The sequence below is a fragment of the Denitratimonas tolerans genome (assembly GCF_037203605.1).
GTDB lineage: Bacteria > Pseudomonadota > Gammaproteobacteria > Xanthomonadales > Xanthomonadaceae > Denitratimonas > Denitratimonas tolerans.
This window is the reverse complement of record NZ_JBBDHC010000004.1, coordinates 178882-192152: the sequence shown is the minus strand read 5'-3', so window position 1 is coordinate 192152 and position 13271 is coordinate 178882. Positions and strand designations below refer to the sequence as shown.

General features: G+C 69.3%; 8 protein-coding genes. All 8 read left to right on the top strand.

Annotation, left to right across the window (positions count from 1 at the left end; translation table 11 throughout):
• Positions 1 to 71 precede the first annotated feature (71 nt).
• The 8 genes from WB794_RS04445 (at position 72) to WB794_RS04410 (ending at position 13237) form a co-directional block, all read left to right on the top strand.
• Positions 72 to 2684 (top strand): bifunctional aspartate kinase/diaminopimelate decarboxylase, encoded by a 2613-nt coding sequence (locus WB794_RS04445; protein ID WP_337334644.1) that lies wholly within the window; start codon positions 72 to 74, stop codon positions 2682 to 2684.
• Positions 2677 to 4050 (top strand): UDP-N-acetyl-alpha-D-muramoyl-L-alanyl-L-glutamate epimerase, encoded by a 1374-nt coding sequence (gene murL, locus WB794_RS04440; RefSeq protein ID WP_337334643.1) that lies wholly within the window; start codon positions 2677 to 2679, stop codon positions 4048 to 4050. The genes WB794_RS04445 and murL overlap by 8 nt, the downstream gene beginning before the upstream one ends.
• Positions 4031 to 5470 (top strand): UDP-N-acetylmuramoyl-L-alanine--D-glutamate ligase, encoded by a 1440-nt coding sequence (gene murD, locus WB794_RS04435; protein ID WP_337334642.1) that lies wholly within the window; start codon positions 4031 to 4033, stop codon positions 5468 to 5470. Before murL ends, murD begins: the two co-directional genes overlap by 20 nt.
• A gap of 170 nt (positions 5471 to 5640) precedes the next feature.
• Positions 5641 to 8889 (top strand): S41 family peptidase, encoded by a 3249-nt coding sequence (locus tag WB794_RS04430; protein WP_337334641.1) that lies wholly within the window; start codon positions 5641 to 5643, stop codon positions 8887 to 8889.
• A 193-nt stretch (positions 8890 to 9082) separates the two neighbouring features.
• On the top strand, positions 9083 to 9748 hold the full coding sequence (gene lexA / locus WB794_RS04425; protein WP_337334640.1) for a transcriptional repressor LexA: 666 nt from the start codon (positions 9083 to 9085) through the stop codon (positions 9746 to 9748).
• Between the two features lie 226 nt (positions 9749 to 9974).
• Complete coding sequence (recA, locus tag WB794_RS04420) at positions 9975 to 11012, top strand: recombinase RecA (RefSeq protein ID WP_337334639.1); 1038 nt, start codon at positions 9975 to 9977, stop codon at positions 11010 to 11012.
• Positions 11009 to 11668, top strand: a complete 660-nt coding sequence (locus tag WB794_RS04415) for a regulatory protein RecX (RefSeq protein WP_337334638.1) — start codon at positions 11009 to 11011, stop codon at positions 11666 to 11668. Before recA ends, WB794_RS04415 begins: the two co-directional genes overlap by 4 nt.
• Positions 11669 to 11944: 276 nt before the next feature.
• The gene (locus WB794_RS04410) at positions 11945 to 13237 is read left to right on the top strand and encodes an adenylosuccinate synthase (protein WP_337334637.1); all 1293 of its coding nucleotides are present in this window, start codon (positions 11945 to 11947) and stop codon (positions 13235 to 13237) included.
• Positions 13238 to 13271 lie beyond the last annotated feature (34 nt).

Sequence of the window (13271 nt, the reverse complement as noted above, 5' to 3'; positions counted from 1 at the left end):
AATCGCGTTTCCGCAGCGCGAAGGCCGGCGCCTGCGGTCTGGCTACCGGCCGATTCGCAGGAAGGAAAGCCATGACGCCTCCCGCTGTGTCCGGCGCGCCCGCCGCGCCGTGGGTCGTTATGAAGTTCGGTGGCACCAGCGTGTCGAGCCGCGCGCGCTGGGACACGATCGGCGACATGGTGGCGAAACGGAAGTCCGAAGGCTTCCGGGTGCTGGTGGTGGTGTCGGCGGTGTCCGGCGTGACCAACGCGCTGGTGGCGCTGACTGAAGCGGGCGGCGGGCGTTCGACGCGGCTGATGCAGACCGAGGCGCTGGAGACGAAGCATCGCGACTTCGCCGCCGCACTCGATCTCGATGCCGGCGCGGTCATCGGCGATCTGATCGCCGCGCTGCGCGCGCTGGCCGCCGATCCGCGCGCCGACGCGGCGGCGCTCGACTGGCAGGCGGAGCTGCTGGCGCTGGGTGAACTTTTTTCCAGCCGGCTGGGTTCGGCCTATCTTTCCGCGCGCGGGCTGGACCTGCGCTGGAGCGATGCGCGCCGGCACCTGCGTGCGGTGAAGCTGCCCAATCAGAGCGCCTGGGCGGCACGGCTGTCGGTCAACTGCAGCCTGCAGGCGGAACCGGACTTTGCCGAGCGCTTCGCGGCGCAGGGCGACACCCTCATCACCCAGGGCTTCATCTGCGCCGACGATGAAGGGAAAACCTGCATCCTCGGGCGCGGCGGCTCGGATACCTCGGCGGCGTATTTCGGCGCGCTCCTGCGCGCGGCGCGGGTGGAAACCTGGACCGACGTGCCCGGCATGTTCAGCGCCAACCCGCGCCAGGTGCCGCAGGCGCGGCTGCTGGCGCGCTTGGACTATGAAGAGGCTCAGGAAATCGCCAGCACCGGTGCCAAGGTGCTGCACCCGCGCTGCATTTCGCCCTGCCGCGAGGCGCGCGTGCCGCTGTGGATCCGCGATACCTCGCAGCCGGACTTCGAAGGCACCGTGATCGGCCCGCGCCTGGCCGATGCGGTGCCCGGCGTGAAGGCGATCAGCTCCAAGCGCGGCATCGTGCTGGTGTCGATGGACGGCATCGGCATGTGGCAGCAGGTGGGCTTCCTGGCCGACGTGTTCGAGCGCTTCAAGCGCCACGGGCTGTCGGTGGACCTGATCGGCTCGTCCGAGGCCAACGTCACCGTCTCGCTCGATCCGTCCGACAACCTGGTCACCACCGACGTGCTCGAACGCCTCGCCGCGGACCTGGCCGAAGTGTGCCGGGTGAAGGTGATCGCGCCCTGCGCCTCGATCACGCTGGTCGGTCGCGGGATGCGTTCGCTGCTGCACAGGCTCTCCGACGTGCTGGCCGAGTTCGGGCGCGAGCGCGTGCACCTGATTTCGCAAAGCTCCAACGACCTCAACCTCACCTTCGTGGTGGACGAGGCGGTGGCCGAGGACATGCTGCCGCGCCTGCACGAACTCCTGATCCACGCCCAGGCCATGCCGGTGGACGAGGCGTCGGTGTTCGGCCCGAGCTGGAAGGAAATGCAGCGCGGCTCGTCTCCCCGGCCACAGCCCTGGTGGGCGCTGCGGCGCGAGGCGCTGCTGGCGCAGGCGGCGCTCGGTACGCCGCGCTACGTCTACGATCTGGCGAGCGTGCGCGAGAACGCGCGCGCGCTGCGCGGTCTCGGCGCGCTCGACCGGCGCTTCTACGCGATCAAGGCCAATCCGCATCCGGACATCCTGCGGGTGCTGGAGGAAGAAGGCTTCGGCTTCGAGTGCGTGTCGGCCGGCGAGATCGGGCGGGTGTTTTCGCTGTTCCCGAAGCTCGATCCGACCCGCGTGCTGTTCACCCCGAGCTTTGCCGCGCGCGCCGAGTACGAGGCGGCGCTGGCGCGCGATGTCTGGGTCACGCTCGACAGTGCGTATCCGCTGCGCCACTGGCCCGAGCTGTTCCGCCGCCGCGCGCTCTGGCTGCGACTGGATCCGGGCTACGGCCGCGGCCACCATGAAAAGGTGCGCACCGGCGGTACCGGCGCCAAGTTCGGCCTGCCGCTGGATGCGCTGGAGGAATTCGCGGCCGAGGCGGCGCGCGCCGGTGCCATGATTTTCGGCCTGCACGCGCACCTGGGCAGCGGCATCTTCGACGCCTTGCACTGGCGCGACGTGTTCGCCCGCCTGGCCGCGGCGGCCGAAACGCTCGGCACGGTGGAGGCGCTCAACCTGGGCGGCGGGTTGGGCGTGGCCTCGGAGCCGGAACTGGATCCCTTCGAGATGGATGCGCTGGCCGAGGTGCTGGCGCAGGCCAAGGCGCTGTGCCCGCAGTACGCGCTGTGGATGGAGCCGGGGCGCTATCTGGTAGCGCGCGCCGGCGTGCTGCTGCTGCGCGTGACCCAGGTGGTGGAGAAGTCCGGCGTGCGGCGTGTGGGCGTGGACGGCGGAATGAACGCGCTGCTGCGCCCGGCGCTCTACAACGCCCGCCACGAGGTGGTGAACCTCAGTCGCCTGGGTGAAGCCGACGACGGCCAGTTCGACGTGGTCGGGCCGATCTGCGAAACCGGCGACGTGCTGGCGCGCCGCCGCCGGCTTCCGGCCAGCTTCGAGGGCGACGTGCTCCTGGTCGCCACCGCCGGAGCCTATGGCGCAGTGATGGCCTCCACCTACAATCTGCGCGACTTGCCGACGGAGGCCGTGCTCGATGACTGAGGTCCGAAAACCGGGCGAGGGCTGGACGTTCCGGCGCGATGCGATCCAGCGCTTCCGCTTCGTGCGTGCGGCGCTGGATGAAGCCACCGGCCGGGTCGAGCTGGTCTACGCCTTCGACGATGGCCCGGCGCTGGTCGAAGCGCTGGAGATTCCCGGCGCGCCGTTCGCGCTCGATGCGCCGCGCCGGCGGGCGGTGGACGCGGCGCTGCGGCTCTTGCACCTGATCGCCGGCATCAGTTACTACAAGGCGGCGCTGCCGCCCGAACTGGTGGTGGAGAGCGAGGCGCCGGACGCGGCGCTGGCCGAACTCCTGACCGCGGTCTACGAGGACGGGCTGGGCGAGTTCGCCTACCGCAACGGGCTGTCGCTGCGCGGGAAAATCCGCTTTCCGGCGGCAGGCGATGGGGCCGCCGCCACGGCTGCGGGGCTTGCGCCGCGCGCCATCACCGCGATCGGCGGCGGCAAGGATTCGCTGGTCAGCATCGAGGCCCTGCGCGACGCCGGCGTGGAGCAGAGCCTCGCCTTCATCGGCAACTCGCCGCTGATCCACGCCTGCGCCGAGCGCACCGGGCTGCCGGCCATCAATATCGCGCGCCGACTGGCACCCGAACTGTTCGATTTCAACGCCGCCGGCGCGTGGAACGGACACATTCCCGTCACCGCGGTGAATTCCGCCATCCTGGTGCTCGTCGCCCTGCTGCGCGGTGCCGACCAGGTGGTGTTTTCCAACGAGCGATCGGCCAGCTACGGCAGCCTCATTCCGGGTACGGGCGAGGTGAACCACCAATGGTCCAAGAGCTGGGACTTCGAGCGGCGTTTCGCCGCCTACGTGCGCGCGCACGTCGCCGCGGACCTTGCCTACTACTCGCTGCTGCGTCCGCTTTCCGAGCTGGCCGTGGCGCGCCGGTTCGCGAAGATCGACCGCTACGACGCGCATTTTTCCAGCTGCAATCGCAACTTCCACATCCTCGGCGAACGCCCGGCGCAGCGCTGGTGCGGGGAGTGTCCCAAGTGCCGCTTCGTGTTCCTCGCGCTCGCACCCTTCATGCCCAAGCCGCGCCTCACCGCGATCTTCGGGCGCAACCTGCTGGATGAACCGGCGCAGGCGCAGGGCTTCGACGCACTGATCGAGTACGGCGAGCACAAGCCCTTCGAGTGCGTGGGCGAGGGGCGCGAGGCGCGCGCGGCTTTCTTCGAACTCGCCGCGCGCCCGGTTTGGCGGGAAGATGCGCTGGTGCGTCGATTCGCGCGTGAAATTGCCCCGAGGATTGGGGCAGAATCGCTTCCGGCGCTGCTCGTCCCGCAGGGAGAGCACGGCATTCCCGAGGCTGTCTGGAAGCGCGTGGGTGAATCTTTCCGAACTTGAGGGCAGGCGCATTGCGATCTGGGGCTACGGCCAGGAAGGCCGGGCCACCCTGGCCGCACTGCGCTGGCGGCTTCCACGCGCACCGCTCGCGCTCCTGTGCAGCGCGGCCGAAGCCAGCGAGGTGATGGGGCTGGGCGATCCGGCGCTCTACATCTTCACCGAGGAAGTGACGGCCGACCTCCTGGTGCGCTTCGACGTGGTGATCAAGTCGCCGGGCATCAGTCCGTACCACGGCGTTGCGGCGCAAGCGCTGGCGCGCGGGGTTCGCTTCACCTCGGGCACCGCGCTGTGGTTTGCCGAAAGCCCGGAGGCGCGAACGATCTGCGTGACCGGCACCAAGGGCAAGAGCACCACCAGCGCGCTGATCGCCCATCTCCTGCGCGCCGGTGGCGTACGTACCGGCCTGGCCGGCAACATCGGCCTGCCGCTGCTGGATTTGCTCGAAGCCGACCCGCCGGCCGAGATCAACGTGCTGGAGCTGTCGAGCTACCAGACCCGCGATGCGGTGGCGCCCGAGGTGGCGGTGGTGCTGAACCTTTTCCCCGAGCACCTGGACTGGCACGGCAGCGAGGAGCGCTACGTCGCCGACAAGCTCGCGCTCGCCACCGTCGCCAATCCGCGCCATCTGGTCCTGAACGCCGCCGATGCGCGGCTGGCGAGTCTGGGCCGCAGCGCGGTGGTGCAGGGCAGTGCCTCGGAAACGAACCTGGGCGCGGAAGCCGGCGGCACTCGCGCCGCGCAGCTTTGGTGGTTCAACGCGCGCCACGGCTGGCACCTGCGCGGCAGCGTGATTCACCGCGGCGAGGAAGAGGTGATGGACGCATCCGCGCTGCCGCTGCCCGGCGCGCACAATCGCGGCAACCTGTGCGCCGCGCTCTCGGCCATCGAGGCCGCGGGCTTCGACGCGCGCGCGCTGGCGCGGCACGCCATGAGCTTTCGCCCGCTGCCGCACCGGCTGCAGGTCATCGGTCACCGCGACGGGCGCGAATACGTCAACGACTCCATCAGCACCACGCCGCACGCCTCGCTCGCCGCGCTTGACTGCCACGCCAACCGCCGCGTCGCGATCCTGGTGGGCGGCTTCGACCGCGGCCTGGACTGGTCGGTGTTCTTCGAACGCATGAACCGCGAGCCGCCGCTGGCCATCATCACCATGGGCCAGAACGGCCCGCAGATATACGACGGGCTGAAATTCGCCTCGCGCGGCGGGCGCTTCGGCCTGTTCCAGGCCCCCGACATGCCCGAAGCCGTGCGCATTGCCGAACAGGTGATCGGCGCCGACGGCGTGATCCTGCTTTCGCCCGGCGCGCCGAGCTTCCCGCGCTACCGCGACTACGTCGAGCGCGGCCGCCACTTCGCCCAGGTCGCCGGCTTCGACCCCGACCAGATCAGCGCGATTCCCGGGCTTGGCGTGGGGTGATCCCTTTGGGTTGTCCGGCCCAACCCCGGATTCACGCGTCGACAGGCAATCTGGTCGAATCCCGGTTGCGCGACGCGCAGCCGCAGGCGCGACGCCCGACTTCCGGCACCCGCCGCGTTCGCGCATCGAGGGTAGGATGCGCTTTCGTTTTCGGTCGCCGGGGAAGGTTCATGCGCGCGTTCGTTCTGCTCGTCGGGGTGTTGTGGGTGGCGCTGGCCGCGGCGCAGGCTCCCGGTTACTACCGCTATCCCGCGATTCACGGCGACACCGTGGTTTTCACCGCCGAAGGCGACCTGTGGTCGGTGGCGGCCACGGGCGGGGCGGCGCGGCGTTTGACCACCCACGCGGGCGAAGAGTCGCGCGCGGTGATTTCCCCCGATGGCGCGCAGGTGGCCTTCACCGCCTCGTATGCGGGAGCGCAGGAAGCCTATGTGATGCCGCTGGGCGGCGGCGCGCCGCAGCGCGTGAGTTTCGAGGAGCTTCCCGCACTGGTGATTGGCTGGACGCCTGCCGGCGAGGTGCTCTATGGCACCCAGATCGCCGGCGGCACGGGCGGTTCGCAGCGCGTGGTGGTGGCGGTCGATCCGACCACGCTGGTGCGCCGGGTGCTGCCGCTGGCCGAGGCCAACGATGCGGCGATCAGCTCCGACGGGCGCACGCTGTACTTCGTTCGTTTCGGCGCGGGTCTGATGAACGACAACCTCAAGGGCTATCGCGGCGGCCTGCTTGGCCAGCTCTGGCGCTTCGATCTTTCGGGGACGGCCGAGGCGCAGCGCATCGGCCCCGCCGACGTCAACCTGCGCCGGCCGATGCTGTACGGCAGCGGGCTGATCGTGATCGCCGACCCGCAGGGCCGCGACACGCTGGCGCGGCTGGATTCGGCGACCGGCGCACTGCAGCCGCTGGCGCTGGATGCGCCGTTCGACGTGCGCAGCGCGGCGATCTCGGGGGATCGCATCGTCTATTCCAGCGGTGCGGATCTGCGTCTGTACGACCTGGCCGCGGGGCGCGATGCGGCGATCCCGGTGCGGCTGGTGTCCGACTTCGCCCAGCGCCAGCCGCGCTGGCTGGAAAAGCCGCTCGGCTTTGCCGAGGCCAGCGTGGTGTCGCCCGACGGCGAGCGCCTGGCGGTGATCGCGCGCGGTCAGGCCGCGGTGGCCGGCGTCGGCGCGCCGCGGCGCGCGCTCCTGGGGGCGGATGAGGGAACGCGGCTGTCCGCGTTGGCGTTTTCGCCGGACCGGCGCTTCGTCTACGCGATCTCCGACGCCAGCGGGGAAGAGGAAATCTGGCGCTATCCCGCCGACGGCGGCAGCACCGCCAAACAGCTCACCCGCGATGGCGACACCCAGCGCCGGGACGTGCGGGTGTCGCCCGACGGCAAGTGGCTGGCGCACTCGGACAAGCGCGGCCGGCTCTGGCTGCTCGATGTCGACAAGGGCGGCAACCAGGTGATCGACAACGGCGCTGCCGACGGCAGCGAAGGCTACGATGACGTGGTCTGGGCACCCGACAGCCGCCATCTCGCCTTCGTTCGCGCCAGCGGCGTCGCGGGGCGCAGCCGCATCGGGCTGTATTCGCTCGATCGCAAGGCGATGGCGTGGCTGACCGGGGTGAACTACGAATCCGGTTCGCCGGCCTTCAGCCCGGACGGCCAATGGCTGTGGTTCCTTTCCGAACGCGAGTTCAAGCTGGTCAACGGTTCGCCCTGGGGCGACCGCAACACTGGACCGTACTTCGACCGCCGCACCCGCATCTACGCGCTGGCGCTGCAGCCGGGCAACCGCTTCCCGTTCCAGGCACGCGACGAGCTGCAGGTGGAGAAGACGCCCGATTCCGATGCGGGTGCCGGCAAGGACAAGGGCGATGCGCCGGATGCGGTCAAGGCGCTGGTGTGGAACGGCCTGGCCGAGCGCCTGTTCGAAGTGCCGGTGGCCGCCGGCAACTATGCCGGCCTCGCGGCCGACGCCAAGCGCCTCTACTTCCTGGAGCGCGAGGGCGACAAGCAGCATCTGCGCAGCCTCGCCTTCGATGCCGACAAGGCCAAGCTGGAAACCTTCGCTTCGGACGTGAAGGGCTATGCGCTTTCCGGCAACGGCAAGGTGCTTGCGGTGCAGAAGGACGAGGACAGTGCCTACCTGTTGCCGGCCGCTGCCAAGGCACCCGACGACCTTTCCGCCCACAAGGTGCGCCTGGACGACTGGCGTCTGCGGGTGGATCCGGTGGCCGAGTGGCGGCAGATGTTCGACGACGCCTGGCGCATGCACCGCGACCATTTCTACGATGCCAGGCTGCGCGGCGTGGACTGGCAGGCGGTGCGCGCGCGCTACGCGGTGCTGTTGCCGCGCGTCACCGACCGGCTCGAACTCGACGACCTGTTCGGCCAGATGATCGGCGAGCTGAACGCGCTGCACTCGCAGGTGCGCGGCGGCGAGTACCGCAAGGTGAGCGAGGTGCCGAACTTCGCCGGCCTCGGCGCGCGCTTTGCCAAGACGGATGGCGGTTGGCGCATCGAGCAGATCTACCGCACCGATCCGGAGCTGCCCTCGCGCCGCGGTCCGCTGCAAAAGCCGGGCAGCGACATCCGCGCAGGCGACGTGGTGGCGGCGGTCAATGGCCGAGCCGCGGCCGCCGTCGCGCACATCTCCGAGCTGGTGCGCGACAACGCCGGGCAGCAGGTGCTGCTGACCCTTTCGCGCGGCGAAAAAACCTGGCAGGAGGTCGTGGTGCCGGCCGATGCCATGGGCGAAGACGCCTTGCGCTACTCCGACTGGCTGATCTCGCGCCGCGAGGCGGTGGATGCCGCCAGCGGCGGACGCATCGGCTACCTGCACCTGCGCGCCATGGGGCCCAACGACATCGCCGGCTTCGTGCGCGACTTCTACGCCCAGGTCGAGCGCGACGGACTCATCGTCGACGTGCGCCGCAATCGCGGCGGCAACATCGACAGCTGGGTGTTCGAGAAGCTGCTGCGCCGGGTCTGGGCCTTCTGGCAGCGCCCCGGCGGCCTGCCCTACGGCAACATGCAGCAGAGCTTTCGCGGGCACATCGCGGTGCTGGCCGATGCGATGACCTATTCGGATGGCGAAACCTTTGCCGCCGGCACCCGGGCGCTCGGGATCGGGCCGCTGATCGGCACCCGCACGGCGGGCGCGGGAGTCTGGCTTACCGACAGCAATGCGCTGGTGGACAAGGGCCGCGCCCGCGTCGCGGAAATTCCGCAATACGATCTGGACGGGCAGTGGATCGTCGAGGGCACGGGCGTGGCTCCCGACATCGAGGTGGACAACCTGCCGCATGAAAGCTTCAACGGCAGCGACCGCCAGCTCGACGCCGCGATCCAGTGGCTCACGCGCAAGCTGGAGGCCGATCCGGTGAAGCCGCTGCGCCGCGGCGCAATTGCGCCGCTGGCGGTGCGGTAGCGCGCGGTTTCCCGACTGCCGCATGGCTGGCCGGGACATGCAGGAACAGCGCACACAGGCAGCAGAACACGCGCAGCAGCATGCCAATGAATCCCTTGTCGGATCGACGAAGCACGGAAGCATAGCCGGGAAAAACACCTCCTGCGGGTCAAGTGCTGTTGACGCCGAAAGCATGTAGTAGTATTACTTACAAATGCTTCTGACCGACACTCAGCACGCCGTCCTCTCCCTCATCGCCGAACGCATCGAGGCCGACGGCCTGCCGCCTTCACAGGCGGAGATCGCCAGTGCGCTTGGCTTCCGCAGCCTGCGCGCTGCGCAATACCACCTCGAGGCGCTGGAGGCGGCCGGTGCGATCGAGCGATTGCCCGGTCGCGCGCGTGGGATCCGGCTGCGGGTGCCGGTGGCCGGCAGGCAGCCGGAGCTGCCGTTCGCGAAGGCGCAGGCTCCGGACGATGTGCTGCGGCTGCCGATCCTTGGACGCGTGGCGGCGGGCGGGCCGATCGGGTCGGGTGCCGACGCCGGAAGCGACGACACCCTGGCCATTGATCGCGGCCTGTTCCGGCCGTCGCCCGACTATCTCCTGCGCGTCGAAGGCGATTCGATGCGCGACGAGGGCATCCTTCACGGCGATCTCGTCGGGGTCCAGCGCACGGCGCTGGCGCGCAGCGGCCAGATCGTCGTGGCGCGCATCGACGAGGAAATCACCATCAAGCGGCTGGAAACCTCGGCACAGGGCATTCGACTGCTGCCCTGCAATGCCGGCTACGCGCCGATCGTGGTCCCTGCCGATGCCGATTTTGCCGTCGAAGGCCTCTATTGCGGCCTGCTGCGGCCCAATCCCGGTACACGGCGATGAGCGCGTGCCGTCGGGTCGGATGTCGTGATGCGGCGCGCCGCGACCGGGGCGTTTTCCGATGCGCGATCGCGATGGCGGCCGATGTCGCGCCAGCGCGGCGCGCGGGATGCTGGTTGCCGTGGGTGGCTGTCTCAGGATTTGAGACGACGCCCCGATAGACTGCTTTCCATCCACTTCACCCCATCAGTTTCACTACTGCCAATTCACCCCATCCGAGGATTTTCCCATGGACGAGAACAAGAAGCGCGCGCTGTCCGCCGCCCTGTCGCAGATCGAGAAGCAGTTCGGCAAGGGCGCGGTCATGCGCATGGGCGACAAGGTCGCCGAGGCCGTGGAGGTGATCAGCACCGGTTCGCTGATGCTCGACATCGCGCTGGGCATCGGCGGCCTGCCCAAGGGCCGCGTGGTCGAGGTCTACGGGCCGGAGTCTTCCGGCAAGACCACCCTCACCCTGCAGGCCATTGCCCAGTGCCAGAAGGCCGGCGGCACCTGCGCCTTCATTGATGCCGAGCACGCGCTGGACCCGATCTATGCACAGAAGCTCGGCGTCAACCTGGAAGAGCTTTACCTCTCCCAGCCCGATACCGGCGAACAGGCGCTTGAAATCGCCGACATGCTGGTGCGCTCCAACGCCGTGGACATGGTGGTGATCGACTCGGTCGCCGCGCTCACGCCCAAGGCCGAGATCGAGGGCGACATGGGCGACCAGCTACCCGGCCTGCAGGCGCGCCTGATGAGCCAGGCGCTGCGCAAGCTCACCGGCAACATCAAGCGCTCCAACTGCCTGGTGATCTTCATCAACCAGCTGCGCATGAAGATCGGGGTCATGATGCCGGGCCAGAGTCCGGAAGTGACCACCGGCGGCAACGCGCTCAAGTTCTACGCCTCGGTGCGCCTGGACATCCGCCGCATCGGCGCGGTGAAGAAGGGCGACGAGATCATCGGCAACCAGACCAAGATCAAGGTCGTCAAGAACAAGATGGCACCGCCCTTCAAGCAGATCGTGACCGAAATCCTCTACGGCGAGGGCATCAGTCGCGAAGGCGAGCTGATCGACATGGGCGTCGAGGCCAAGCTGGTGGAGAAAGCGGGTGCCTGGTACAGCTATGGCAGCGAGCGCATCGGCCAGGGCAAGGACAACGCCCGCCAGTACCTGAAGGAACATCCGGGAATGGCCGCCGAACTGGAGTCCAGGCTGCGCGAGCGCTTCGTGCCGGAACTGGCGGCCGGCGACGAGACGACTGCCGAGGCCGAAGAGGCGTGAACGCCGATCGGCGTCCGATCCTGCCGGCGGATGCCGCCGGCCTGATCGGGCGCGCTTCCCGCCTGCTCGATCCTGCGCGCGCGGCCTCGCCGCCGGATGTGCGGGCACCGGACGACACCGCCGTGGAGCAGCGCCCGGGCGCCGCCGCGGTCGGCGCAGCGGAGTACGGAGATACGCCTCGCACATGTGGCCGGAACGCCGACGCCGGCGCGCCCGATCCGCGCCGCAAGGCCATCGAGCTGCTCGCGCGGCGCGAGCACTCGCAGCGTGAGCTGGTCCGCAAGCTCACCGATCGTGGCTTCAGCGCCGATGCGGCGTGCGAGGCGGTGGAGCTGCTTGTCCGGGAGGGTTGGCAGGATGACCAGCGCTACGCCGCAGCGCTCGCGCGGCATCGCGCGCAGGGCGGCTACGGGCCGTTGAGGATTCGTGCCGAACTGCGCACCCACGGGCTGGATGAAGCGCTCATCGCCACCGCGCTCGATGCCTGCGGGATGGATTGGGGCCGCGCCGCGCAGGCGCAGCTGCAGAAGCGCTTCGGCACCCGACGCGCGACCACGCGCCAGTCGCTGGCGCGGCAGGGCGCGTTTTTGCAGCGCCGTGGTTTTGAGCTGGATGACGTCCGCCGGGCGCTGGCGCACGCTGCGGAGGACGACTGAATCAGGCCGACTCTCGGTGCAGGGCAGGCCGCCGTAGCGCGGCAAGCGCGGGGCCTCGGCGCGAGCAGCCCGCCGCAAATTGCGGGATAATCCGAAAAAGCCGGGGCAGTCTCCGGCTTTTTTCGCGTCCGGACCGTGCGTTCCACGCGCGCCACCCCGCACCAGCCTGCCCGATGCAGCCTGGTGCGGAGCGTGCGGCGCGCATGCGATGGGCGTCTTGTTTTCCTGCGGCCCGTCTCCCGATGAGCGGCCGCACAAACATGAAGGAGCAGGGCAATGGGTCAGTCGGTAGTGGTGCTGGGTGCGCAGTGGGGTGACGAGGGCAAGGGCAAGATCGTCGATCTTTTGACCGAAAAGGTCAGCGCGGTCGCGCGCTTCCAGGGCGGGCACAACGCCGGCCACACCCTGGTGATCGGCGGCAAGAAGACAGTGCTGCACCTGATCCCCTCGGGCATCCTGCGCGAGGGCGTGCTGTGCCTCATCGGCAACGGCGTGGTGCTTTCGCCCACGGCGCTGCGCAAGGAAGTCGACGAACTGGAAGGCGAGGGTGTGGAGGTGCGTTCACGCCTCAAGATCAGCCCCGCCACGCCGCTCATCATGCCCTACCACATCGCGCTGGATCAGGCGCGCGAGAAGGCCGCCGGCGGCAAGGCCATCGGCACCACCGGGCGCGGCATCGGTCCGGCCTACGAGGACAAGGCGGCGCGCCGCGGCATCCGCGTCGCCGACCTGCATTACCCCAACGAGCTGGCCGAGAAGCTGCGCGCGGCGCTCGATTACCACAACTTCGTGCTGGTGAACTATCTGGGCGTCGAGGCCGTGGATTTCCAGCAGACCCTGGACGATGCGCTGGCGTTCGCCGACTACGTCGAGCCGATGAAGTCGGATGTTGCAGGCCTCCTGCACCAGCTTCGCCGCGAGGGCAAGCGCGTGCTGTTCGAAGGCGCGCAGGGCGCGCTGCTCGACATCGACCACGGCACCTATCCCTACGTCACCAGCTCCAATACCACGGTCGGCGGCGCGCTGGCTGGCACCGGCGTCGGGGCGGACGCCATAGACTACGTGCTCGGCATCGCCAAGGCCTATGCGACGCGCGTGGGCGGCGGACCGTTCCCGACCGAATTGAACGACGCGCTGGGCGAGGAAATCCGCCAGCGCGGAGCCGAGTTCGGTGCCTCCACCGGGCGCCCGCGCCGCTGCGGCTGGATCGACATCGTTGCGCTCAAGCGCGCCGTGGCGATCAACGGCATCTCCGGGCTGTGCGTGACCAAGCTCGACGTGCTCGACGGCCTGCCCAGCCTGAAGATGTGCATCGGCTACCGCTACCGCGGCAAGAGCACCGAGTATGCGCCGCTGGATGCGGCCGGCTGGGATGAGTGCGAACCGGAGTACCTGGAGTTTCCCGGCTGGCAGGAATCGACCCACGACATCACCGAATGGGGCCATTTGCCACCGGCTGCGCGGGCCTATCTCAGGTCGCTCGAAGAGTTGGTGGGCTGCCCGCTGGCGATGGTGTCCACCGGCCCGGATCGCGGTGCCAACATCATCCTGCGCGACCCCTTTGCCTGAGGCGCGGGCGCGACCGTGCCGACATCCGGCTCCA